The organism is Trinickia sp. LjRoot230 (assembly GCF_964253315.1).
Taxonomy (GTDB): domain Bacteria; phylum Pseudomonadota; class Gammaproteobacteria; order Burkholderiales; family Burkholderiaceae; genus Trinickia.
In genome coordinates, this window is the sequence record NZ_CAXUQX020000001.1 from 3,863,067 (window position 1) to 3,885,572 (window position 22,506).

A 22,506-nucleotide genomic window follows, 5' to 3' on the forward strand; every position below is an offset into this window, starting at 1 on the left:
GATCAGTTCGTGCGAGAGTGGTCAGCTTGGCCGCCCGGGCGCAGCATGCGCGGCGTGGCGCGGCTGCGGCGAGAACGGCGTGCGGTTGGACACGCGGTGACGCGTTCGGTTCGCGCCGGCGCTTCGGGCTCTCTTCGGGCTCTCTTCGGACTCTGAATGACCTCAAGATCGAAGCGTCAACGCAAAAAAATTGCGCCCATTATACGCGGCGAGCCGAGTCGCAATTGCATTTTGTGGCCACCTGTATGCGTGATGACGCCGCCGCGCCCGCGCGCTACCGCCACGCGTCGACGATGATGCGCTTGAGAATGTGCAACTTGCGATGCAGGAAATGTTCGGCGCCGGGAATGACGACGATGGGCAGTTCCTGCGGCCGCGCCCACTCGAATACCGACGTCAACTCGACCGTCTCGTCCAATTCGCCATGAATCACGAGCGTATTCTCCGGCACGGGTGCCACCTCCCAGCGGCTCGTGGCCGTGCCTACCAGCACCATGCGCTCGATCGAGACGCCTGCCTCGCGCAACCTGACGGCCACATGCGACAGCACTGCCGTGCCAAATGAAAAGCCCGCCAGCACGAGCGGCCATTCGCCCTGCCCCGGCTGTGCGCGCATGTGCTCGATGACGGCCATCAGATCGTCACGTTCGCCGATGCCGTGGTCGTGTTCGCCTTCCGTCTGGCCCACGCCGCGAAAATTCGATCGATAGACCGCGTAGCCGAGTTGCACGAACGTGCGCGCGAGCGTCTGCGCCACCTTGTTGTCCATCGTCCCGCCGAACAGCGGATGCGGGTGCGCAACGAGCACCATGCCGCGCGGCGCGGTGCCGGGCAGATCTAGCGCGATTTCAATCTTGCCGACGGGGCCATCGATCAGGAATTTGGTCGTTTGAGCGTTCATGCCGGCAGCACCTGGGTTCGATTCAACGGTTCAACAATTTGACGATTCAACGCAACGAGTCAACGGTCGATCTTGAGCCGCTCGACGACCTTGCCGTTCAGCAGATGCGATTCGACGATCTCGTCGATATCGGATTCGTCGATGTAGGTGTACCAGGTGCCTTCGGGATAAACGACGACGGTCGGCCCCAACTCGCAGCGGTCGAGGCATCCCGACTTGTTGATCCGAACCTTGCCCGGGCCCGCCAGGCCGAGCTTCTTCACGCGTTTTTTCGCGTATTCCTGCATCGCCTCCGCGTTGCAGTTCGCGCAGCTCGGACGATCGGCATCGGGGCCGCGTTGATTCAGGCAGAAAAAGACGTGGTATTTGAAAAAGGAATCCATGGCGTCGTTCGATCAGCAGCGGGCAAGGGGGCCGATTATAAGAGAGCGCGGCGTTGCCCGCTTGGCGCGCAGAACCGATGGGCGGAAAACCGCATTACTGCATCGCTATCGGTGCCTGCATGCCAAGCCAGACGATCAATTGCGCGATGAAGTCGTCGCTTGCCGCCGCCAGTGCCCCGACCCCGCCCGCCGCGCTCGGCATCTGCGCCGGCGCACGCGCGACGAACGTGTGCTGCGCGAGCACCTGCCCCCCGCGCGTGAGCGTGACACGCGCTTTGACGGCACCGTGGCTTTCCCCTTCGCTATCGAAAACCTGCTCGAACTGCTCGAGATCGACCGTCAAAAGCGGTGCCGTCACCGTTTCACCGCCCGCCAGCACCGCTCCTCGCGCCGCCAACTCCGCGCGCAAGCGCTGCGTCAGCAACTGCGCCGGCGCCATCGTCCAGTGACTGTGGGCGTATGCCGCGGCGCGCCGCGGGTCCACGTAGCTCATGCGGTAGATAATCGCGTCGCTGTCGAGCGCGCGCGGCGCTTTCACCTCGAACATCCGCACCGCCGGCAACGGGCCGCTTGTACTGCTCGCCACCGGCGGGGGCCCGAGATCGTAGCGCACGTCCGAAACATTCGGAGGGACACTCAGCGCACATCCGGCCAGCACGGTAAGCGCCGCCATCGCCGTAGCAGCGCTTCTCGAGAGCGAATAGATGCGCCACGCGCCGCCCGCGGGCGTTAGAAATCGGATACAGCCTGTCATAAGTCGCTTCCTTCCTTGCTTTTGCCGAATGCGTATCGTCAATGTGTCGTCGCGGGCGAGCCGGGCCACGCGAAGCCGGCCTCGCCAGGGCCGGGCGCTGCGCCGCGCACGCCGAACAGCACGCTGCGCGGGCTCTCGGCGAACACGCCGGCGGCCCGGTCGATCGATCGCGCCGCTGCGCCGACGTCGCCGGCGAGCGCGTTCACGCGCGGCAAGGTGTCGTACTCGATGCGTGCCGACATGCCTTCAATCGACGCATCCATCTGCGCAATCGCCGCTCCCGCGCGGTCCGCCGCCGTGCCCAGTTTGTCGAGGTTCGCATAAAGCGGCCCGTGCCGCGCATTCAGCGTCGTTGCAAGCGCATCGGCCGATGCCAGCGTGCGCCGCAACTGAGCGAGCGTGTCCGGCAGCTGCTGCGCGGCCGGCCCTGCCGTGCGTGCAAGCGCCGTCACCGCATCGGCCGCCTGTTGCAGGCTCGCCGTCGCGGCCATCAATTGCGCGTGCGTCTCGGGCGAGAGCATTGCGTCGGCGTGCATGGCCACGCTTTCGAGCTCGTTCAACAATGCGTCACCGCGCCGCTGCAACTGATCGAGCAGACCCGGGCGCATCGGCAACTGCGCCACCTGCTTGGACGTCGACGACAGGTGCGTGAGGTCCGTGCCTGTATCGTCGAGTTGGACGAACGCGAGGCCGGTCACCCCTTGCAAGGCGAGCGAACCGAACGTGGAGCGCGTGATTGGCGCCGTCTTGTCAACCAGAATGCGAACCAGAATCTGACCCGAATGCTGAGGGTCGAAGCGAATCCATTGCACCTTGCCGACATCGAGGCCCCGATAACGGACCGGCGCATCGGTCGTGAGCCCTGTCACGCTTGTGCGCGAAACGAGGTCATACGGGATGCGCACGGCACGATCGAGGTTGAACCATACGACAGTGAGCGCGATGGCCACCGTCAAGCCAATCGCAAACAGCCCAGCCCAGAACGCATGCGATTTGTTTTCCATTGCCGATTCCTGAAAGATGTCTGGCGGCCGGCGCCGTGACCGTAACCATCGCGGTGGGGCGCATCAAAGCGAGACCTCCGTCGAAGCCGATACGAGCGCGGCCGGCGGCAGCTTCGCGCGGCGCTCGGGCGGCAGCGCTTGGAGCGCGCGGCGCCCGCGGCGGCCGAGAAAGAACTCGCGGATAAACGGATGATCGACGCCGGCCGCTTCCTCAACGGGCGCGGCCACGAGAACTTTACGATCGGCGATGACGGCAACGCGCGTCGAGAGCGACATCATCGTATCGAGATCGTGGGTCACCATCACGACGGTGAGGCCGAGCGCGCGATGCAACGTCGCGATCAGCTCGACGAACTCCTCGGACGATTGCGGATCGAGCCCGGCCGTCGGTTCATCGAGAAAGAGCAGTTCGGGCTCAAGCGCGAGCGCGCGCGCAATGCCGACACGCTTGACCATGCCTCCGGACAACGCCGACGGCATCTTCGACGCATGTTTGCAGGGCAGCCCGACCATCTCGAGCTTGAGCATCACGATATCGTGCAGCAGTTTGCGCGGCACGCGCCCCAGCTCGCGCAGCGGTTGCGCGACGTTATCGAAGACGGATAAGGAGGAGAACAGCGCGCCTTGCTGAAAAAGCATGCCGATACGGCTGCGCATAAGACGAACAGAGGCCGCATCGATCTTCGCGGTATCTTCGCCGAAGACGAAAATCGAGCCTGAACTCGGCGCTTCGAGGCCGAGAATCTGCCGCACCAGTGTCGTCTTGCCCGAACCCGAGCCTCCGACGATCGACACGATTTCGCCGTGCCGCACGTCGAAGTCGAGATGCTCGTGAACGATATTGCTGCCGTAGCACTTGGTCAGATCGCGCACCTCGATGACCTTGCCGGCGATAGTGGGCGGCGGACAATCGCGAACGGCGGCGGAAAGCGGTGCGGTCATCAGATCCCCACGTTCTGAAAGACGATCGCAAATATCGCATCGGCAAGGATGACAACGGTGATCGACGTGACGACCGACGATGTCGTGCCGGCACCGAGGCTTTGCGAATTCGGCTTGATGCGAAACCCAAAATGGCAAGCCACGAGCGCAATGAGGATGCCAAACGCGACGCCTTTGCCGAGGCCGATGTACAGGTTCGCGATCGGCACCACTTTCGGAAGTGCCCGCGCGAAATAGTTCATGTCGATGCCGAGCGCGACCTGCGCCGCGAGCGCCCCGCCCGTCAACGCGATGACATTGGTCCACATCACGAGCAGCGGCATGGCGACGGCGAGCGCGATCACGCGTGGCAGCGTGATTCGCAACCCGTGCGGAATGCCCATCACGCGCATGGCGTCGAGCTCCTCCGTCACGCGCATTACGCCGATTTGCGCGGTAATGGCGGAACCGGAGCGGCCCGCGACCAGAATCGCGGACAGCACGGGGCCCAACTCGCGAATCACGGAAAGCCCGAGAATATTGACGATGTACTGATTCGCGCCAAACAGACGCAACTGCTGCGCCGACAAATAGCTGAGCACGATGCCGATCAGAAACGCGACGAGTGCCGTGATCGGCAGCGCCTTCGTGCCGGCGTTGTACACGTTCGCGGAAATTTCGGTCCATGGCGCGCTCGACGGGTGGCGCAATACGCTCAGCGCATCGAGTGCGACGCGGCCGAACATGGCGACGCCGTCGTACGCGTGCTCGGTGAACGCAAAAATCGCTTGGCCGAGCGCCGTGATCGGACCGACCCGCACGACAGGCTCCGGTTCTTCGCGCTGCGTCTCGAGCACGGCAATGCGCGAAAAAATATCACGCTGCGTATCGGTCAGCGCGACATGCTCGGGCATCTTGCGCCCCCACACACTCCAAAGCGCCTGTGCACCGACATGGTCCATTCGCTCGACGGCCGACAAGTCCCACTGCGCCGACGGACTGCCCCGCAACGAGACCAACCGCGTCGTCGCGCCCGCACGGGCGTGGTCGCGCGCGAGCGCCAACGCCGTCCATTGCCCGGACAGCCGCACCAACGGCCCGGGCGTGCCGGTGGCGATCTGCAGGCCAGGCGGGGTATCGAATTCCAAGGACGGAGGCTCCAGTCAATCCAGTCACACGACAGCGGCCATTGTAGCCAGCCGCCAAGCCGCCCGCACCCGGCTTAATCGGCGGCGGCGCGGCAGCGCCACTACAATACACGCCATGACCGATACTTCCTTTTTCGCGCCGGCGCCGACCGGGCCCGCACGCGCCGCCATTGCTGACGATTGGCGTATCGATGGCGCGCGCGCGCTCGCATCGGCACCGGGCATCGACGTGTCCAAGCTCGAGATCGTCGACGAGACGGGTTCGACCAACACCGACCTCGTGCAACGGATGAAAGCGCTGTCGCGCGAGAACCCGGCGCCCGGTGTGCACGCGGTGCGCGTCGCCTACCTGCAAACCGCGGGACGCGGCCGGCAAGGCCGGACTTGGCATGCGCAAGCGGGCGACGCGCTGATGTTCTCGCTCGCTTGCATCGTGCCACGCCCGGTTGCCGGGCTGGCCGGCTTGAGTCTGGCCGTCGGCACGGTGCTCGTCGAACGGTTGCGCACGCTGGCGGGCCTCGGCGAGCGCGATGCCGCTCGCATCGCGCTGAAATGGCCCAACGACCTCCTGCTCGATGGCGGCAAGCTCGCCGGCATTCTGACCGAAACAGCATGGAGCACGGCGAGCGATACCGCCGTCGTGATCGGCATCGGCATCAACGTGCGCCGCAACGAAGCGCTCGAACGGGAGTTGGCCGCGGCCATCGCGAAGGCAACGGTGTCAACACCGGCGCTCGCGCTCGCACGACCCACCGCGCCGGCCGCCCTCGCCCAAGTCGTGCCCGCCGCCAATCTAACCGACACCCTCGCGGCCGCCCTGGCAGGGGTTTCGTCTGCGCTCGATGAATTCGCCGTCGCGGGGTTCGCCGCTTTTCGCGCCCGTTGGAGCACTTATCACGCCTATGCGGAACGCGACGTCGTGCTGCTCGAGCACGGCATCCCGCTTGCAAGCGGACGAGCGCTCGGCGTCGACGAGAAAGGACAGCTGCTGCTCGCGACGGACGCCGGCGTGCAGGCGATTGCCACTGGCGATGTTTCGCTACGCCTTGCGTCTGCGATGTCAACGTCATCCGACTCGACAGCGTCATCGTCAACGTCACCGCCATGAAGCCCGGTCCTTTCCTGTTGATCGATGCGGGCAACAGCCGAATCAAATGGTCGCTCGTCGATGCAGCCGGTCCCACGTTGCATGCGGGCGTGTTTGCGCATCGCGGCGCCCGCTCGGAAAGCGCGCTAGCGCTAAAACACGAGACCGCGCCGGATTGGCCGTCGTTGCCGGAGCGCCCGGCGAGCGCATGGATTTCGAACGTCGCCGGCCCAGCGGCGGGCGAGCACATCGGCGACCTCATCGACGCCGCTTGGCCGGGCCTGCCGCGCACGACGATTCGCGCGCTCGCGCATCAATGCGGCGTGACGAACAGCTACGCGGAACCGTCGCGGCTTGGCAGCGACAGGTGGGCGGCCATGATCGGCGCGCGCGCGGCATTCCCCGGCGAAGACCTGCTGATCGCGACGCTCGGCACCGCCACGACGCTGGAAGCGTTGCGCGCCAACGGCCGGTTCGAGGGAGGGCTCATTGCGCCGGGCTGGCCGCTGATGATGCGCGCGCTGGGCGAACACACCGCGCAATTGCCGACACTGGGCGCCGATTCGGCCCGCAGGCTCGCCGGCGATGCGTTTGCGCACGAATGGTTCGCAACGGACACGCCGCACGCAATCTCGGCCGGCTCGCTACTCGCGCAGATCGGCCTGATCGAACGCGCTTGCGATGAGCTTGCACGCGCCTGGAAAACGCCGGTGCGTCTCGTATTGAGTGGCGGCGGCGCCGATGAAGTCGCGCATGCGCTCAGCGTGCCGTTCGTACGGCACGATTCGCTGGTTCTCGCGGGGCTTGCGCTGATTGCAGCCGAAGGTAGAAGATGAGCGCCCCAGGCGCGCATTGTGCCTTCCGGCTTTTGACAGTTGATTTCGAACGAACGATGGAGACGGACCGATGTTGCGCTGGCTGATCGTCATTCTCGTGCTCGCCAATGCGATCGCCTTCGTGCTCGCAAGCGGCAGGCTTGCGCCGTTGCCCGCGTCGGGCCCGCGCGAGCCGCATCATCTGAACCGGCAGATCCACCCGGAGTGGCTGAGGGCACAACCGATCACGGCCGCCGAGGCGGGCGAGCAAGCCATCGTCGGCAAGCCGGCACCGGAGCCCACCGTGGCAGCCGCGCCGCTCGCTCAGTAGCAACGGCGGGCACCGGCAACGTTTAGCGGGCCTGCGAGCGGACTTTCCGAAGCAGCGCAGTGGTCGAGCGATCGTGCTGGAACGGAATGGCGAGCGCGCGGCCACCCCAGCCGCGCACAAGCGCCGACTCGGGTAGTGCGTCCATGTCGTAATCGCCACCTTTGACGAGCACGTCGGGGTGCAACGCCTCGATCAGGTCGACAGGCGTTTTTTCCTCGAACAGCACCACCCAATCGACGCTTTCAAGCGCGGCCAGCAACGCCATGCGGTCTTGCTCGCGGTTGATCGGCCGGTCATCGCCCTTGCCGAGCATGCGCACCGACGCGTCGCTGTTGACGCCGACGATCAGGCACGCGCCGAGCGCCTTGGCGTCAGCGAGGTATGTGACGTGCCCACGATGAAGGATGTCGAATACACCGTTCGTGAATACGACCGGTGCGCCAAGCGAGGCCCGGCGCGCGGCCAGCGTGTCTCGGGAGACGATCTTGCGTTCGAAGGAAGCGGTCATGCTGGGCGGCGCGCCGACGGCTCAGGCCGCCTGATGTTCGGTCGAGCCTTGTGCCTGCAGGCGCGACGTCACTTCCTTGCGATAGCGGTTCAGTTCTTGCGCCGTCGAGAACGTGCGCTCGAAGAGCAGCGACAAGTTGTGCAAGATGCGCTCGACAACCTTCTTTTCCCAGCCGTCGTCGAAGCGAATCTGCTCGTCGAGCCAGCGTTCGAGCCATTCGGGGTCGGGCAGCCGCGATTGAATCGTATCGCGCGGGAACAGATCGCGATTGACGTGCAGATTGGTCGGGTGCAGCGGCTTTTCGGTGCGCCGGGCCGAGGCCATCAGCACGCCGATCTTGGCGAACGCGGCACGGGCAGCGTCGCCGCAATTCACGAGCGCTTTTTTCATATAGCGCAGATAGGCGCCGCCATGACGCGCTTCGTCGCGCGAAATCGTCTCGTAGATATGCTTGATCACCGGCTCGGTATGCCATTCGGCCGCGCGCCGATACCAGTGGTTCAAGCGAATCTCACCGCAAAAGTGCAGCATCAGCGTTTCGAGCGGCGGCGCGGGATCGAATTCGAAGCGCACCGCGTGCAGTTCTTCCTCGCTCGGCACGAGCTCGGGCCTAAAGCGCCGCAGATACTCCATCAGCACCAGCGAATGCTTTTGCTCCTCGAAGAACCATACACTCATGAAAGCGGAGAAATCGCTGTCGTGATGATTGTCGCGCAGGAACATTTCCGTCGCGGGCAACGCCGACCACTCCGTGATCGCGTTCATCTTGATTGTGGCCGCCTGCTCGTCCGTCAGCAGCGACGCGTCGAACTGATCCCATGGGATGTCCTTCTCCATATCCCATCGAACCGACTCGAGCGATCTATAAAGTTCCGGATAAAGCATGGTGTTCATCGTCCCACCCCTCGTCTGCCCATTTGCGACTCGTCGTTCTCAACATTGCTGCAAATGCACCGCGAGCGCATCGTGACAGCGAAAAATTGCAATTTTAAGCGGTAATGTCCCGCTGCTTGTTGACCGGGCTCAACCTGTGATGATCGAACGGTTGATGGCCGAGCGGGTATTCGCCCCAAGGCGCCGAGCCTTTCCTTTCGTGTTCCGGCGGACGGCGGCGCAACGAACTGCCGCGATCATGGTTTTCGGTGTTCGCCCACAGATCGAAAGCTTTCGGATAATAACATGCCGGGCCTGCCCGGAAGAAGCTTTGAAAGCAAAACGAAAGACTATCGGCCGGTTTAGCGGACCGCGCGGCCGTCGTGCGCGGAAATATCGGTCGGCGCATCCGTAACGGATGTGCCGGACGGCGCACGCACCGTCCCATGATTGGCCGTCGCGATCCACCGGGCGAGTTGCGCGCGATGTGCAAGCGCATCGCGATAACCGAGATCAATCAACTCGGCGGCGAACTCGGCCTCGAACAGCAAGTAGCTCGCAAACGAAGCGCCCGCCGCGCGATCACCTCCCACCGCACCGAGCAAGCCGCGCACCGTCAGCGGCAGGCGCTTCAAATGTCGCGCCGCGAGCACCTCGATGCGCTCGGAAGGCGCAATCGGCAGGACATCGACATGGCGCCAGCCACTTTCGGGCGCCACTTCGCGCGGCAAATGGCGAATCATCGCGTTGATGTGCTCGATACGTTCGATATCGGCACCGATCGAATCGAGAAACACGCTCGCCAGCACCTGCTGGCCGATCTGCGCAAGCGATGGATAGCCGCTCGCCGCGCTGGGCGCGACCGGCACCTCCGGGCGTGGCGCCGCGGCGCCGAGCACGACGATCCGTTGGGCCCCGAAGTGAATCGCCGGGCTCAGCGGTGCGATCTGCCGGATGGAGCCGTCGCCGAAATATTCGACCTGTCCGTCGATCTCGAGCGGCACCGCGGGAAAAAGCAAAGGAATCGCCGACGACGCCAATAAATGGGCCGGCGAGAGCTTGACCATGCTGGCCGTGCGCTGCGCGCGGCGCCATTGCGTAATCGGCTCCGCGGCCTGATAAAACGTCAGATGCCGGCCGCTCGAATAGCTGAGCGCGGAAATCGACAACGCATGCAGCACGCGTGTATCGAGCGCAGCGCCAATGCGTCCGAAGTCGAGCGCGTGCTCGAGCAGGTCGGCCAGTGGACTATTGTCGAACAGCGCGCGCGGTGCGCGCCGCACCGCCCATCCGAAGCTCATGGCGGCAAGCCAGCGGGCGCCCGCGGCCGCCACACCGAGCCAGTCGGTCCGGTAGACCTGCTGCGCGCGGATAGACGACCAAAAATTGACGAGCAGCGCGACGCCGTGCGTGAAGTCGTCCGCATGGCTGGCAATCGACGTCGCATTGATCGCACCGGCCGACGTGCCGCAGATCACCGAGAACGGCAGCGTGCGCCGTGCCGGTTCGACGTCGCGCGCGATCTCGGCGAGTGCCTTGAGCGCGCCGACTTGATAAGCGGCCCGCGCGCCGCCGCCCATCAGTACGAGCGCGAGCCGCACGGCCCTCTCCTTCGGGCGCCGCGCCGCATGTGCGTCTTCACTCCATCGATCCTTGCTGGCGTCACGTTTTGCGGCCGCTATTTTTCGTTCGACGAGGTAGGCGTGGGCCGGGGTGCGGTGCCGCCCCGCTTGGGCGCGGCCGGGCGTTTAGCGGTCGCGGCACGCTTTGCGGCCGGCTTCGCGCCTTCCGGCTTTGCATCCGCTGCGGCATTGCCGGCGGCCGCGGCGCCCGCACCAGGCTGCGAAACAGCAAACGAGGCAAGCTGATTGAACTGCGATTGCAGCAAGTTCCACCAAGCCGAAGGGTCGAACGCGGGTTGCCCCGCGGCGCTTGCGTCGTGCGATGCCTGCTCGCGCTGCGCGTCGTCACCGGATGCGCGCGTCTCACCCTCGGGCTTCGACGCGGCACCGCTCGACGAAGTCGTCCATCCGCTCGATGCGGGCCGCGCGGCCTCGGCCTTCGGCGCCTGGGACATCGACGCGTCCGCAAATGCGCCGAAGGCGCGCAGCGTAGCGAGCGTCGCCCGTTGCACCTCGAGTGCCTGAATGGCCGAACTCAGCATATTGACGTTGAGCTTGAGCCACTGCTCGACTGCTCGCATGTCCGTAATGCGCTTGTCGAGGTCTTCGACGCTCATCAGCGGCGACATCATGTCCGACATCGCCGTGAGCGGCGAGCCGAAGCCTTGCGCACTGCCAGGCTGCATGCCCGGAAACGCCGAGCCGAACGGCGTCAGACGCATCATGTCCCACATCTTGTCGAGCATTTCAGCGGGCGGAAAGCCCGGAAAACCGGGGAACGGCTTGTCACCTGCGGTATCGGTCATTTGCGTCTAGCCTCTCATCGTCAATCGATTGTGGGGACACGCCACAGTCGCTGTCACCGTCACGGGTAAAGGACTGTCAAAGCGCGCCGCCGGCATCCGGAAAATCAGGCGCACGCTTCTCGCGCAGCGAGCGAATGCCTTCTTGTACGTCGGGCCCGCCAAAGCCCATGAATTCGAGCGCAAGCGAGGTATCGAAGGTGGGCCCGGCCATTCGCAGCCAATTGTTCAGCGCGTACTTCGTCCAGCGTATCGCGCTTTGCGAGCCTCGTGCGAGCCGATTCGCCACATCGAACGCCTTCGGCAATAAATCGGCCGCGTCCACGGCCAGCGACACGAGCCCGATGCGTTCGGCCTCCGTGCCGCTCACCGGCTCGCACAGCAGCAGATGGTACTTCGCCTTCGCCATGCCGCACAGCAACGGCCAGACGATCGCAGCGTGATCGCCCGCGGCCACGCCCAGGCGCGTATGGCCGTCGATGATGCGCGCATCATGCGCGGCAATCGATACGTCCGCCAGCAGCCCTGCGACCAGCCCCGCGCCGACCGCAGGCCCGTGCATCGCCGATACAATCGGCTTGCTGCAGTTGATGATGTTGTAGACCAACTCGCGCGCCTCGCGCCATACACGCGTGCGAACGTCATGATGCGCCGCCATCTGCTCGACCAGCGCGAGGTCGCCACCCGCCGAAAAGCCCTTGCCTTCGCCGCGAATCAGCGCGACACGCGTGGCCGGATCGCGATCGACGTCGCGCCAGATTTCGGCGAGTTCCCGATGCATTTGTTCGTCAGCCGCCGCGAGCCCACTGCGGTTCATACCTTCGCCGCTCATGACGATTTCGATCACGCCCGCTTCGTGCAGGTGCACCCGCAGCGATTGATACTTCTGATAGCACTCAGGCGGAGCCTCGTTGCCCTCGTCAGTGTTCGTCGTCTCGGTCATGGGTCCTGGCTCGTCGATAGGGTTCGCTTGCGGCCCTGCTATGCCCGCCCGCTTGTCCACGTTTCGCACGCCGTGACAGTGTAGGCGCACATGCGCATGCAGGCATCGGGCGAAACCCGGCGCAAAGCCATGCAATCAATCCGCCGCATCGAGCGGCGCGACGGATTGCTCGATCGCACCGAAGATCGACCGGCCTGCTTCGTCCAACATCTCGATTTTGACGGTATCGCCGTACATCATGAAGCCGGTTGTCGCGGCGCCGTCGGCAATGGTTTCGAGGCAACGCTTCTCGGCGATACAGCAATAGCCGCGTTGCGCGTCCTGGTTCGACACCGTACCGGACCCGACGATCGAGCCCGCACGCACGTTGCGTGTCTTCGCAGCATGTGCGATCAACTGACCGAAATGGAACACCATGTCGGCGCCCGCGTCGGGTTGGCCAACCTTCTTGCCGTTCCAATGAACGATCATCGGCCGATGAACCCGCCCGTCGCGCCAGTGCTCGCCGAGCTCATCGGGTGTCACCGCCACGGGCGAAAACGACGTGGCCGGCTTGCTTTGAAAAAAGCCGAAGCCCTTGGCCAGTTCGGCGGGGATCAGCTCACGCAGCGAGACGTCGTTGGCCAGCATCACGAGCCGCACGCCGCGTAAAGCCGCCTCGGGCGTAGCGCCCATCGGGACATCGCCGGTGACGACCGCGACTTCCGCTTCGAAGTCGATGCCGAACGCCTCCGATGCGCAGACGATGTCGTCGCGCGGGCCGAGAAAGTCGTCGCTGCCGCCCTGATACATCAAAGGGTCGGTCCAGAACTCGGGCGGCATCTCGGCGCCGCGTGCGCGCCGCACGAGTTCGACGTGGTTCACGTAGGCCGAGCCGTCGGCCCATTGGTAGGCGCGCGGCAACGGCGCCATACAGTCGTTCGGCTCGAATGGGAATGAATGCCGCGCCATGCCCTGATTGACCGCGTCAGAGAGCTCGGCGAGTTGCGGCGCATAAAACGGCCAATCATCGAGCGCGCGCTGCAGCGTCGGCGCAATCGCATCGGCGATGGCCGCCGTGCGCAAATCGCGAGACACGACGATCAGTTGACCGTCGCGTGAACCGTCTTTCAGCGTGGCAAGTTTCATAAAGGATCGAAGCGTGGTAGTGACGTAGTGACGATAGGGGAAATCTATTTTACGATGGTGAACTTGCGGTAGCCATTTCACGTCGCCGTATCGCTTCCCTCGCGTTTGCTTTTTCCCCGGCGCTCTTCTTTCGCTCCATGCCCACACCCTTTGCCGCCCCTCCTGCTTCGCCCGCGGAACACGCCTCGCCCGGCGCGTCGACCGGGCGCACCGACGACTCACTCGAAACCGAGGACACGGACGACACCGAGGAAAAAACACGCGCGGGTATCCAGTCGATCGAGGTCGGCTTTCGGCTGCTCGACGTCCTCACGCGCGAGCCGCGCGCGATGATGCTGCGCGACCTGGCGGGCCGCGCCGGCATGAGCCCGGCCAAGGCCCACCGTTATCTCGTGAGCTTCCAGCGGCTGGGCGTCGTGGCACAAGACCCGTTGACGGGCCGCTACGAACTCGGCGGCTTCGCGCTGCAAATGGGGCTCGCGCGGCTCGCGCGCGTTGACGGTGTGAAGCTCGCCCATCTTGCGCTGGCCGAACTGCACGAGCGGTTGGATGCAACGCTCGGCATCGCCGTGTGGGGCAATCAAGGGCCGACTGTCGTGCATTGGGCCGAATCGAGCCGCCCTGCGAAGGCAGCGCTCAAGCTCGGCGACGTGATGCCGTTGCTCAGCTCGGCGACAGGCCTGCTCTTTGCGGCTTACTTGCCTCGCGGCAAGACGCAGGCGCTGATCGAGCGTGAGCTCGCCGATGCACGCCACTCGCCGCACGCCGCCTTGCCTCGCACGCAAGACGAAGTCGAACGCTTGCTTGCAGACGTAAGGAGCAATGGCGCGGCGCGCGTGGAAGGCATGCTGGTGCCGACCATCGACGCGTTTTGCATGCCCGTGTTCGACGCGACCGGGGCGCTTGCGCTCGGCATCATCGCGCTCGGGCAGGAAGGGGTATTCGATATTGCATGGGACGGCACGACCGCCCGAGCGCTGCGCGCGTGCGCAGAAAAACTCTCGTACGAACTGGGATACAGCCCCTCGCCGCACTGACCGAGCGTGAAGCGCGTACCTTGCGTGCCGCGCGCTTGCCCGTTTTCGCGCGTTGCCACTGTCATGCCTCTGAACGCACTGCCGGATTCGTTCCGCACCGCCCTTCTCACTTCGAAAGCGCGTACCCAGTCATGGCGCTGGGGCGTCGTTTTGTTATGCGTGCTGCTTGTTCATGGCTTGGTCGGCATTTGGTTCGCGCGTCATCGCGACCTCTTTGCGGCAAACACGCAAAAGCCGCCAGTGGAGGTTGCGCTGCTGCGGCCGGAACGCATCGCTCGCGAGCCGGCGCAAGCGAGCCCGCGCGGCGGGCCGCCTGCGGCCACGCGCGCACAGCGGCGAACCAGCACAGCGCATTCGAAAGCATCGTCCGAGCACGTATTGCAGGCGCTCGAGCCCGCTGAATCCACGAGCGCCGCGCCTCTCACGCCAGCGTCCGCTGCTGCCAGCCCGGCCTCGGGCACAAGCGAGGGGACAACAAACGGCGCAGCTCAAGCCGCGGCTGCCACCGAAGGGTCGAAAACCGGCCACGCCGACGAAAAAACCAATGGTGTGAAGTTTTCGGTGCCGCCGTCTGGCGAATTCCGCTACGACACGTTTTTCAACGGCGTCCAAAACGCGGTCGGTACGATCCACTGGACGAGCGATGGCAACGGATACGAGATAATCGTCTCGGTGCCGCTGCCGTTCGTCGGCACATTTACCTACGCGAGCCGAGGCCGCGTCGACGCATTCGGCCTCGCCCCTGACCGATACGTGGAGCACCGCGGCCGCCGGCCCGAGGAAGTCACGACATTCGACCGGCAAGCGCGACGCATCGGCTTCACGCGCACAAGCGCCACGCTCGCGCTGCCGGACGGCGCCCAGGACCGCTTCAGCATGGTGATGCAGCTTGCCAGCCTGGTGCGCGGCGACCCGGACGCCTATCGCCCGGGTGTCACGCGCAATTTCTACGTCGCCGACGACAACAGTGGTGAAATTTGGCCAATCGAGACGATCGGCGACGAAACGGTGCGTACTGCAGCCGGTTTCGTCAGTGCACGCCATTTCATGCGCTTACCGCGACGCGCCAACGACGCACGGCGTATCGACGTCTGGCTCGCGCCCGCGCTGGGCTGGCTACCGGCCCGCATCAGGCAAACGGAACCGAACGGCACGCTAGTCGAACTCGTCTGGCGCGGCCCGCTGACGGCGCCGGGTCCGGAAAATGCATCCGTACCGACGACACCAGGCGAGTCGCCCGGTGTTGCGCCAACTGAGCTGCCGACGCGCGAAAAACCCTAAACCAGCGGCCTGGAGTACCGTTATAGAAGGTGTGGAGGCGTACCAACCTCACTCGATGTTTTCGTTCGCCGCTCGAACGTTTGGTATGGCCGGGGTCTAAGCGTTAGGTCTGCGATGCTTGTTTCGAATGCGGTGTCGGTTTTTTGCACTGTTTAAGCGTCGTTTAAGACCCACCCCTTGAAATTCCATGCACAACGCTCCACGTACAGGGCGGAAAACGGCCAGGAGCCAAACGGAATAAGGAGTGTCGCCATGCAAATGATCTACAACAGCCCCAACTATTGTGTCGTCGAGTTCGCGCCGCAAGCCGGCCATCTGGCGATGAACGCAGGTGGCTACGAAATCGTAGATAAGAACACGCAGCGCGAGATCTTCATCGATGGCGCAATGGCGGCACGCTTTCGCGAGCACGTTCGCAAGCTGATCGAAGAGGAGCCGAGCCTCGACGAGGTCGACGAATTTCTCGGCCAGTTCGATAGCTTGATGAATCAGCCCGTCGTACTGCACTGATGCACTGACGCACTGAGCACCCGCGCAGCAACGTAACGGCGGCACCTCCGAAAACCCTGTCCGGTTCGCACCGGACGGGGTTTTTTTCGTCTGCTTTCCGCAGCGTTTGCTGTGCGTTCACCAGGGATGAAGGGGCTTTGGGCGAGCGCGGGCCACACCCGCTACAATGTAACGCTCCCACTGGACTCCGGCTACGGCCCTTTCTGCCATGACTTCGTCAGCCGCTTCGTCCGCCGCAGCCGTCGCGGCGGACACGTCTTATACCCGCGCTCAAGCGCTGCCAGCGCTGCTCGCCTCGCGCATCCTGATTCTCGACGGTGCGATGGGCACCATGATTCAGCGCTACAAACTCGACGAAGCGAGCTACCGCGGCGAACGGTTCAAAGACATCTCGCGCGACGTGAAAGGCAACAACGAACTGCTGTCGATCACGCAGCCGAGCATCATCAGCGAGATCCACGAGCAGTATCTTGCCGCGGGCGCCGACATCGTCGAAACGAACACCTTCGGTGCGACATTCGTCGCGCAGGCCGATTACGGCATGGAAGCGCTGGCGCCTGAAATGAATCTTGTCTCGGCGCGGCTCGCGCGTGCGGCCTGCGACAAATATTCGACGCCAACGAAGCCACGCTTCGTGGCCGGCGCGATCGGCCCGACGCCGAAGACGGCCAGCATCTCGCCCGACGTGAACGACCCGGGTGCGCGCAATACGTCGTTCGACGAATTGCGCGCGGCCTATTACGAACAGGCGAAAGCGCTGCTCGAAGGCGGCGTCGACCTGTTCCTCGTCGAAACGATCTTCGATACATTGAATGCGAAGGCCGCGCTGTTCGCGCTCGACGAACTGTTCGACGCTACCGGCGAGCGCCTGCCGATCATGATCTCGGGCACGGTCACCGACGCCTCGGGCCGGATCTTGTCGGGGCAGACGGTCGAAGCGTTCTGGAACTCGCTGCGCCATGCGCGCCCACTGATGTTCGGTCTGAATTGCGCGCTCGGTGCGGCGTTGATGCGGCCTTATATCGCCGAGTTGTCGAAGTTGTGCGATACCTACGTCTCGTGCTATCCGAACGCCGGCTTGCCGAACCCGATGAGCGATACAGGTTTCGACGAAACTCCGGCCGACACCTCGGCGCTCTTGAAGGAATTCGCCGAAGCGGGGCTCGTGAACCTGGCGGGCGGCTGCTGCGGAACCACGCCCGAACATATTGCCGCGATAGCCAAAGCGCTAGCTGGCGTGAAGCCGCGTCGCTGGGCACACTATCGCGAAACGGTTGAATCAGCCGAATGACTGCAAGGTAGGGCGCCGCCCACCTTCCCCCGCCATTTAACGATGAGCACCATGACAGACCACACGATGCGCCTGGCCGGCCTCGAGCCGTTCAACGTGAGCTCGGGAACGCTTTTCATCAACGTCGGCGAGCGCACGAATGTAACGGGCTCCAAAGCGTTCGCGCGCATGGTGCTGAACAACCAGTTCGACGAAGCGCTCGCCGTTGCGCGCCAGCAGGTTGAAAACGGCGCGCAGGTCATCGACGTGAACATGGACGAAGCGATGCTCGATTCGAAAGCGGCGATGGTCCGCTTCATGAATCTGATTGCATCGGAGCCCGACATCGCGCGCGTGCCGATCATGATCGACTCGTCGAAATGGGAGGTGATCGAAGCGGGCCTCAAGTGCGTGCAAGGCAAGGCGATCGTCAATTCGATCTCGCTCAAGGAGGGCGAAGACGCCTTCCGTCACCATGCGCGCCTGATTCGGCGCTACGGCGCGGCCGCCGTCGTGATGGCATTCGACGAGAAAGGCCAGGCCGATACGTTCGAGCGCAAGACGCAGATCTGCCAGCGCTCGTACCGCATTCTCGTCGACGAGGTCGGTTTCCTACCCGAGGACATCATCTTCGATCCGAATATCTTCGCGGTCGCAACGGGAATCGAAGAACACAACAACTACGCGGTCGATTTCATCAACGCCACGCGGTGGATCAAGCAGAACCTGCCGTATGCGAAGGTGAGCGGCGGCGTGTCGAACGTATCGTTCTCGTTTCGCGGCAACGACCCGGTGCGCGAGGCCATCCACACCGTGTTTCTGTATCACGCAATCCAAGCCGGCATGGACATGGGCATCGTCAACGCCGGGCAGCTTGGCGTGTATGCCGAGCTCGATCCCGAATTGCGCGAACGCGTCGAGGACGTGATCCTGAATCGCCGCTCCGACGGCACCGACCGCCTGCTCGAGATTGCCGACAAGTTCAAAACCGGCGCGGCGAAGAAAGAGGAAAACCTCGAGTGGCGCAATGCGCCCGTCGAAGCGCGCCTCGCCCATGCGCTCGTGCACGGCATCACCAACTTCATCGTCGAAGATACCGAAGAAGTGCGGCAGAAGGTCGCAGCAGCGGGCGGGCGTCCGATCAATGTGATCGAAGGGCCGCTGATGGACGGCATGAATATCGTGGGCGACCTGTTCGGGCAGGGCAAGATGTTCTTGCCGCAGGTCGTGAAATCGGCCCGCGTGATGAAGCAAGCCGTCGCCCATTTGATCCCGTTCATCGAAGAGGAAAAAAAGCTCATCGCCGCAGCAGGGGGCGACGTGCGCGCCAAGGGCAAGATCGTCATCGCGACGGTGAAAGGCGATGTGCATGACATCGGCAAGAACATCGTGTCGGTGGTGCTCCAATGCAACAACTTCGAAGTCGTCAACATGGGCGTGATGGTCCCGTGTAACGAGATTCTCGCGAAGGCGAAGGTCGAAGGCGCCGATATCGTCGGCTTGTCGGGGCTCATTACGCCGAGCCTCGAGGAAATGGCTTACGTCGCCTCCGAAATGCAGCGCGACGAGTACTTCCGCATCAAGAAAATTCCGCTATTGATTGGCGGTGCGACGACCTCGCGCGTGCATACCGCGGTAAAGATTGCGCCGAACTACGAGGGGCCCGTCGTCTACGTGCCTGATGCGTCGCGCTCGGTGTCCGTTGCGTCGAGCCTGCTGTCCGACGAAGGCGCGGCGAAGTACCTCGACGAACTCAAAGCGGACTACGAACGCATTCGCCAGCAGCATGCCAACAAAAAGGCGCAGCCAATGGTGACGCTTTCGGCCGCGCGTGCGAACAAGGCCAAGACCGATTGGGCGAACTACCACCCGCCCAAGCCGCGGTTCATCGGCCGGCGCGTGTTCAAGAACTACGATTTGAACGAGCTTGCGAGCTATATCGATTGGGGCCCGTTCTTCCAGACATGGGACCTTGCCGGCCCGTACCCGGCCATCCTGAACGACGAGATTGTCGGGGAATCGGCGCGCCGCGTGTTTTCTGACGCGAAGACCATGCTCTCGCGGCTGATTCAGGGCCGCTGGCTCACAGCGAACGGCGTGCTCGCGCTGTTGCCGGCCAACACAGTCGGCGACGACGATATCGAAATCTACACCGACGACTCGCGCAGCGAGGTCGCGCTGACTTGGCGCAATTTACGGCAGCAAAGCGTGCGGCCCGTCGTGGACGGCGTGATGCGGCCAAACCGCTCGCTTGCTGATTTCATCGCACCGAAGGACTCCGGCGTGGCCGATTACATCGGGCTTTTCGCGGTGACGGCCGGCATTGGCGTCGATGTCAAAGAAAAGCAGTTTCTCGCCGATCACGACGATTACAGCGCGATCACGCTCAAAGCCCTCGGCGATCGCTTCGCCGAAGCGTTCGCCGAAGCGTTGCACGCGCGCGTGCGACGCGAGCTGTGGGGCTACGCGGCTGATGAAGCGCTCGATAACCGCGCGCTCATCGACGAGCGCTATGTCGGCATCCGTCCGGCACCGGGCTACCCGGCGTGCCCGGATCACCTCGTCAAGCGGGATATGTTCGAGGTGCTGAAAGCGGAGGAGATCGGCATGAGCGTCACCGATTCGCTCGCGATGCTGCCGGCTGCGAGCGTGTCGGGTTTTTATTTGGCGCATCCGGAAAGCCGGTACTTTTCGGTCGGCAAGATCGGCCGCGATCAACTCGAGGACTACGCACGCCGTATGAGTTTGTCGTTACCCGAGGCCGAGCGCGCGCTAGCGCCGCAACTCTGACACGTGCGGCAGGGCGGCCAGTTGTTCAGACGCCCCAGAGCACATCGGTATTGTCCTTTTTTGCCTCGCGCAGCATGTCGAGGAACGGGAAAGCGCGCTGAGCCAAGCCAATCGGCAGTTCGTGCGGCTGACGCCCTTCCTCGCCTTCATGGAAATAGCCTTCGTGTTCGGCCGTCTCTTTCTTGTCGACGAGAATGGCCGCCTCGAGCTTCGCAATCGCCGTATCCAGTTCATCGTGGCTGATGACGCCGCGCTGACCGAGCTGCTTGCCGACGATCCCGATCAGATATTGGGCTAGATTTTCGAGCATCACGACGTCCGGCGTCGAACGGCATTTAAAAGTGATTAGCATGACCCGTTTCCTAAGTTTTTCTATCGAATTCGCGCGCTTGGCCGCGCGCACGCGCTGATTCGAGATATTAGCACCTGCTAAAATCCGGCTAGACCGAACAGCGCGGCGCGACAGGCGCCTGCCCGCCCCACTCCGGTCCGCTCACGCGAGACCGCCCCATTCGACGCACGAAAAGCATGCTGCCCGAACACAAAGAAACACTCGAAACCCTGCTCGCGACGAGCATCCGGCAAGTCGCCGCCGACCTTGAAGGCGCTGCGGCGCCAGCCTTGCCCGCCATCGTGCTCGAACGGCCGAAAGTCGCCGCCCACGGCGACGTCGCCTGCAATGCCGCGATGCAGCTCGCCAAGCCGCTCAAGAAGAATCCGCGCGAGCTCGCGCAGCGCATCGTCGACGTGCTGATCGCGCAGCCGGGCGCGCGCGGCCTCGTCGATAGCGCCGAAATCGCGGGGCCCGGCTTCATCAACCTGCATTTAACGACGGCGGCCAGACAAGCCGTCGTGGGCGCTGTGCTGCAGCAAGCCGATGCATTCGGCCGATCGCCCCACGCTGCAGGCAAGCGCGTCATGGTCGAATTCGTCTCGGCCAATCCGACCGGCCCGCTGCATCTCGGCCACGGCCGCCAGGCCGCGTTGGGCGATGCGCTTGCGAATGTGCTCGCAAGCCAAGGCTACGATGTACAGCGCGAGTTCTACTACAACGACGCCGGCGTGCAGATCGGCAACCTCGCGCTCTCGACGCAGGCCCGCGCGCGCGGGCTCAAGCCAGGCGACGCCGGCTGGCCCGCGTCCGCCTACAACGGGGAGTACATTGCCGACATCGCGCGCGATTACCTGAACCGAGAGACGGTGACCGCAAAGGACGTCGAACCGGTGACGGGCGCGGGCGACGCGGACGACCTCGAAGCCATCCGCCGGTTCGCCGTCGCCTATTTGCGCCACGAGCAAGACATGGACTTGCAGGCGTTCGGCGTCAAGTTCGATCAGTACTTCCTCGAATCGTCGCTTTATACCGAGGGGCGCGTCGAAAACACGGTGCAGGCGTTGATGGCCGCAGGCAAGACGTTCGAGCAGGAAGGCGCGCTGTGGCTTCGCACCACGGAATACGGCGACGACAAAGACCGCGTCATGCGCAAGTCGGACGGCACCTATACGTACTTCGTGCCCGATGTCGCCTACCACGTCAGCAAGTGGGAGCGTGGCTTCGCGAAAGTCATCAACGTGCAGGGCTCAGACCACCACGGCACGATCGCGCGCGTGCGAGCGGGCTTGCAGGCGCTGAATGCCGGCATCCCGCAGGGCTATCCCGATTACGTGCTGCACAAGATGGTGACCGTGATGCGCGACGGTCAGGAGGTCAAGATTTCGAAGCGTGCGGGCAGTTATGTGACCGTGCGTGATTTGATCGAGTGGTCGGGCGGTGCCGCGCCGGGCTCGGAGGCGTCGCCCGAGTTGCTCGATGCGGAAACGATCCGGCGCGGGCGGGATGCCGTGCGGTTCTTCCTGATTTCGCGCAAGGCGGACACCGAGTTCGTGTTCGACGTCGACCTCGCGCTGAAGCAGAACGACGAAAACCCGGTCTACTACGTGCAGTACGCGCATGCGCGGATCTCGTCGGTGCTCGGCGAGTGGAAGACGCGCTTTAACGGCGACGAGTCGATGCTCGGCGCCTGCGACGTGGCGCCGCTCACGAGCCCGCGCGCGATGGCGCTGCTCGCCAAGCTCGCCGAATACCCTGACGTGCTCACGCACGCAGCCGGCGAACTGGCGCCGCATGCCGTGGCGTTCTATCTGCGCGAACTCGCCGGCGAATTCCACTCGTTTTACAATGCCGAGCGCGTGCTCGTCGACGAGCGCGCGGAGCGCGAGGCGCGCATCGCGCTCATCGCCGCCACACGGCAGGTACTGGCCAATGGTCTTGCAATAATCGGCGTATCGGCGCCGGTCAAGATGTAGTCTCGGATGCGGCATGGCCGCGCGTCGCTATAATCGTGGCCGCATTTGGGCGCGCCTGAATATCGCGCGCCGTCCGCTCCTTTCACGGGT

Annotated in this window: 22 protein-coding genes; 9 read left to right on the plus strand and 13 right to left on the minus strand. The window is 64.0% G+C overall.

Annotated elements, in window-relative coordinates:
* Positions 1 to 274 precede the first annotated feature (274 nt).
* The 6 genes from ACSQ20_RS17625 to ACSQ20_RS17650 form a co-directional block, all read right to left on the minus strand.
* Positions 275 to 901, minus strand: a complete 627-nt coding sequence (locus ACSQ20_RS17625) for an alpha/beta hydrolase (RefSeq protein ID WP_436022190.1) — start codon at positions 899 to 901, stop codon at positions 275 to 277.
* 59 nt (positions 902 to 960) lie between these two features.
* Positions 961 to 1,284, minus strand: coding sequence for a (2Fe-2S) ferredoxin domain-containing protein (locus ACSQ20_RS17630; RefSeq protein WP_436022192.1), 324 nt, complete (start codon positions 1,282 to 1,284; stop codon positions 961 to 963).
* A gap of 94 nt (positions 1,285 to 1,378) precedes the next feature.
* Complete coding sequence (locus ACSQ20_RS17635) at positions 1,379 to 2,038, minus strand: ABC-type transport auxiliary lipoprotein family protein (RefSeq protein ID WP_436022194.1); 660 nt, start codon at positions 2,036 to 2,038, stop codon at positions 1,379 to 1,381.
* Positions 2,039 to 2,076: 38 nt separating this feature from the next.
* Positions 2,077 to 3,042 (minus strand): MlaD family protein, encoded by a 966-nt coding sequence (locus ACSQ20_RS17640; protein WP_436022196.1) that lies wholly within the window; start codon positions 3,040 to 3,042, stop codon positions 2,077 to 2,079.
* Positions 3,043 to 3,105: 63 nt separating this feature from the next.
* Complete coding sequence (locus tag ACSQ20_RS17645) at positions 3,106 to 3,984, minus strand: ABC transporter ATP-binding protein (RefSeq protein ID WP_436022198.1); 879 nt, start codon at positions 3,982 to 3,984, stop codon at positions 3,106 to 3,108.
* Entirely contained in the window at positions 3,984 to 5,111 is a 1,128-nt protein-coding gene (locus ACSQ20_RS17650) for an MlaE family ABC transporter permease (RefSeq protein ID WP_436022200.1), read from the minus strand. Before ACSQ20_RS17650 ends, ACSQ20_RS17645 begins: the two co-directional genes overlap by 1 nt.
* Positions 5,112 to 5,226: 115 nt before the next feature.
* Here ACSQ20_RS17650 and ACSQ20_RS17655 point away from each other — a divergent pair, with 115 nt between their 5' ends.
* From ACSQ20_RS17655 to ACSQ20_RS17665, 3 genes are all read left to right on the plus strand, one after another.
* Positions 5,227 to 6,219, plus strand: coding sequence for a biotin--[acetyl-CoA-carboxylase] ligase (locus ACSQ20_RS17655; RefSeq protein ID WP_436022202.1), 993 nt, complete (start codon positions 5,227 to 5,229; stop codon positions 6,217 to 6,219).
* Complete coding sequence (locus tag ACSQ20_RS17660) at positions 6,216 to 7,034, plus strand: type III pantothenate kinase (RefSeq protein WP_436022204.1); 819 nt, start codon at positions 6,216 to 6,218, stop codon at positions 7,032 to 7,034. The genes ACSQ20_RS17655 and ACSQ20_RS17660 overlap by 4 nt, the downstream gene beginning before the upstream one ends.
* 70 nt (positions 7,035 to 7,104) lie before the next feature.
* The gene (locus tag ACSQ20_RS17665; RefSeq protein WP_436022206.1) at positions 7,105 to 7,344 is read left to right on the plus strand and encodes a hypothetical protein; all 240 of its coding nucleotides are present in this window, start codon (positions 7,105 to 7,107) and stop codon (positions 7,342 to 7,344) included.
* A gap of 22 nt (positions 7,345 to 7,366) precedes the next feature.
* On the opposite strand, the gene rfaE2 is transcribed toward ACSQ20_RS17665, so the two are convergent.
* The 6 genes from rfaE2 to ACSQ20_RS17695 all read right to left on the minus strand — a co-directional run bounded on the left by rfaE2 (position 7,367) and on the right by ACSQ20_RS17695 (position 13,221).
* Positions 7,367 to 7,852, minus strand: coding sequence for a D-glycero-beta-D-manno-heptose 1-phosphate adenylyltransferase (gene rfaE2 / locus ACSQ20_RS17670; RefSeq protein ID WP_436022208.1), 486 nt, complete (start codon positions 7,850 to 7,852; stop codon positions 7,367 to 7,369).
* Between the two features lie 21 nt (positions 7,853 to 7,873).
* On the minus strand, positions 7,874 to 8,746 hold the full coding sequence (locus ACSQ20_RS17675; protein WP_436022210.1) for a ferritin-like domain-containing protein: 873 nt from the start codon (positions 8,744 to 8,746) through the stop codon (positions 7,874 to 7,876).
* Positions 8,747 to 9,087: 341 nt separating this feature from the next.
* Entirely contained in the window at positions 9,088 to 10,326 is a 1,239-nt protein-coding gene (locus tag ACSQ20_RS17680; RefSeq protein WP_436022212.1) for a patatin-like phospholipase family protein, read from the minus strand.
* A 77-nt stretch (positions 10,327 to 10,403) separates the two neighbouring features.
* Positions 10,404 to 11,153 carry a PhaM family polyhydroxyalkanoate granule multifunctional regulatory protein gene (locus ACSQ20_RS17685; RefSeq protein ID WP_436022214.1) on the minus strand — a complete coding sequence of 250 codons (750 nt, stop codon included), beginning with the start codon at positions 11,151 to 11,153 and terminating at the stop codon, positions 10,404 to 10,406.
* 76 nt (positions 11,154 to 11,229) lie between these two features.
* Positions 11,230 to 12,093 carry an enoyl-CoA hydratase/isomerase family protein gene (locus ACSQ20_RS17690; protein ID WP_436022216.1) on the minus strand — a complete coding sequence of 288 codons (864 nt, stop codon included), beginning with the start codon at positions 12,091 to 12,093 and terminating at the stop codon, positions 11,230 to 11,232.
* A gap of 135 nt (positions 12,094 to 12,228) precedes the next feature.
* A complete protein-coding gene (locus tag ACSQ20_RS17695; RefSeq protein ID WP_436022218.1) occupies positions 12,229 to 13,221 on the minus strand; it encodes a fumarylacetoacetate hydrolase family protein in 993 nt (330 codons plus the stop codon).
* 137 nt (positions 13,222 to 13,358) lie between these two features.
* On the opposite strand from ACSQ20_RS17695, the gene ACSQ20_RS17700 reads away from it, so the two are divergent.
* The 5 genes from ACSQ20_RS17700 to metH all read left to right on the plus strand — a co-directional run bounded on the left by ACSQ20_RS17700 (position 13,359) and on the right by metH (position 20,109).
* Entirely contained in the window at positions 13,359 to 14,258 is a 900-nt protein-coding gene (locus ACSQ20_RS17700) for an IclR family transcriptional regulator (RefSeq protein ID WP_436022220.1), read from the plus strand.
* 63 nt (positions 14,259 to 14,321) lie between these two features.
* A complete protein-coding gene (locus ACSQ20_RS17705; protein WP_436022222.1) occupies positions 14,322 to 15,539 on the plus strand; it encodes a DUF3108 domain-containing protein in 1,218 nt (405 codons plus the stop codon).
* A gap of 252 nt (positions 15,540 to 15,791) precedes the next feature.
* Positions 15,792 to 16,049 (plus strand): BTH_I0359 family protein, encoded by a 258-nt coding sequence (locus tag ACSQ20_RS17710; RefSeq protein WP_085227764.1) that lies wholly within the window; start codon positions 15,792 to 15,794, stop codon positions 16,047 to 16,049.
* A gap of 208 nt (positions 16,050 to 16,257) precedes the next feature.
* Positions 16,258 to 17,340: a homocysteine S-methyltransferase family protein gene (locus ACSQ20_RS17715; protein WP_436022224.1), complete on the plus strand. Its 1,083-nt coding sequence runs from the start codon at positions 16,258 to 16,260 to the stop codon at positions 17,338 to 17,340.
* A 51-nt stretch (positions 17,341 to 17,391) separates the two neighbouring features.
* The gene (gene metH, locus ACSQ20_RS17720; RefSeq protein ID WP_436022226.1) at positions 17,392 to 20,109 is read left to right on the plus strand and encodes a methionine synthase; all 2,718 of its coding nucleotides are present in this window, start codon (positions 17,392 to 17,394) and stop codon (positions 20,107 to 20,109) included.
* Positions 20,110 to 20,134: 25 nt separating this feature from the next.
* Here the strand turns inward: metH and ACSQ20_RS17725 are convergent, their stop codons facing one another.
* Positions 20,135 to 20,461, minus strand: a complete 327-nt coding sequence (locus ACSQ20_RS17725) for a DUF1840 domain-containing protein (protein WP_436022228.1) — start codon at positions 20,459 to 20,461, stop codon at positions 20,135 to 20,137.
* A 176-nt stretch (positions 20,462 to 20,637) separates the two neighbouring features.
* Between ACSQ20_RS17725 and argS the strand changes: the two genes are divergently transcribed.
* Entirely contained in the window at positions 20,638 to 22,416 is a 1,779-nt protein-coding gene (gene argS / locus ACSQ20_RS17730) for an arginine--tRNA ligase (protein ID WP_436022230.1), read from the plus strand.
* Positions 22,417 to 22,506 lie beyond the last annotated feature (90 nt).

Coding starts and splice junctions, on each gene's coding strand:
- ACSQ20_RS17630 (WP_436022192.1), bottom strand. CDS start 1,284: ATGGATTCCTTTTTCAAATACCACGTCTTTTTCTGCCTGAATCAACGC.
- ACSQ20_RS17700 (WP_436022220.1), top strand. CDS start 13,359: ATGCCCACACCCTTTGCCGCCCCTCCTGCTTCGCCCGCGGAACACGCC.
- ACSQ20_RS17655 (WP_436022202.1), top strand. CDS start 5,227: ATGACCGATACTTCCTTTTTCGCGCCGGCGCCGACCGGGCCCGCACGC.
- ACSQ20_RS17690 (WP_436022216.1), bottom strand. CDS start 12,093: ATGACCGAGACGACGAACACTGACGAGGGCAACGAGGCTCCGCCTGAG.
- rfaE2 (WP_436022208.1), bottom strand. CDS start 7,852: ATGACCGCTTCCTTCGAACGCAAGATCGTCTCCCGAGACACGCTGGCC.
- ACSQ20_RS17715 (WP_436022224.1), top strand. CDS start 16,258: ATGACTTCGTCAGCCGCTTCGTCCGCCGCAGCCGTCGCGGCGGACACG.
- ACSQ20_RS17685 (WP_436022214.1), bottom strand. CDS start 11,153: ATGACCGATACCGCAGGTGACAAGCCGTTCCCCGGTTTTCCGGGCTTT.
- ACSQ20_RS17695 (WP_436022218.1), bottom strand. CDS start 13,221: ATGAAACTTGCCACGCTGAAAGACGGTTCACGCGACGGTCAACTGATC.
- ACSQ20_RS17675 (WP_436022210.1), bottom strand. CDS start 8,746: ATGAACACCATGCTTTATCCGGAACTTTATAGATCGCTCGAGTCGGTT.
- ACSQ20_RS17625 (WP_436022190.1), bottom strand. CDS start 901: ATGAACGCTCAAACGACCAAATTCCTGATCGATGGCCCCGTCGGCAAG.
- metH (WP_436022226.1), top strand. CDS start 17,392: ATGACAGACCACACGATGCGCCTGGCCGGCCTCGAGCCGTTCAACGTG.
- ACSQ20_RS17660 (WP_436022204.1), top strand. CDS start 6,216: ATGAAGCCCGGTCCTTTCCTGTTGATCGATGCGGGCAACAGCCGAATC.
- ACSQ20_RS17710 (WP_085227764.1), top strand. CDS start 15,792: ATGCAAATGATCTACAACAGCCCCAACTATTGTGTCGTCGAGTTCGCG.
- ACSQ20_RS17705 (WP_436022222.1), top strand. CDS start 14,322: ATGCCTCTGAACGCACTGCCGGATTCGTTCCGCACCGCCCTTCTCACT.
- argS (WP_436022230.1), top strand. CDS start 20,638: ATGCTGCCCGAACACAAAGAAACACTCGAAACCCTGCTCGCGACGAGC.
- ACSQ20_RS17635 (WP_436022194.1), bottom strand. CDS start 2,038: ATGACAGGCTGTATCCGATTTCTAACGCCCGCGGGCGGCGCGTGGCGC.
- ACSQ20_RS17645 (WP_436022198.1), bottom strand. CDS start 3,984: ATGACCGCACCGCTTTCCGCCGCCGTTCGCGATTGTCCGCCGCCCACT.
- ACSQ20_RS17665 (WP_436022206.1), top strand. CDS start 7,105: ATGTTGCGCTGGCTGATCGTCATTCTCGTGCTCGCCAATGCGATCGCC.
- ACSQ20_RS17725 (WP_436022228.1), bottom strand. CDS start 20,461: ATGCTAATCACTTTTAAATGCCGTTCGACGCCGGACGTCGTGATGCTC.
- ACSQ20_RS17640 (WP_436022196.1), bottom strand. CDS start 3,042: ATGGAAAACAAATCGCATGCGTTCTGGGCTGGGCTGTTTGCGATTGGC.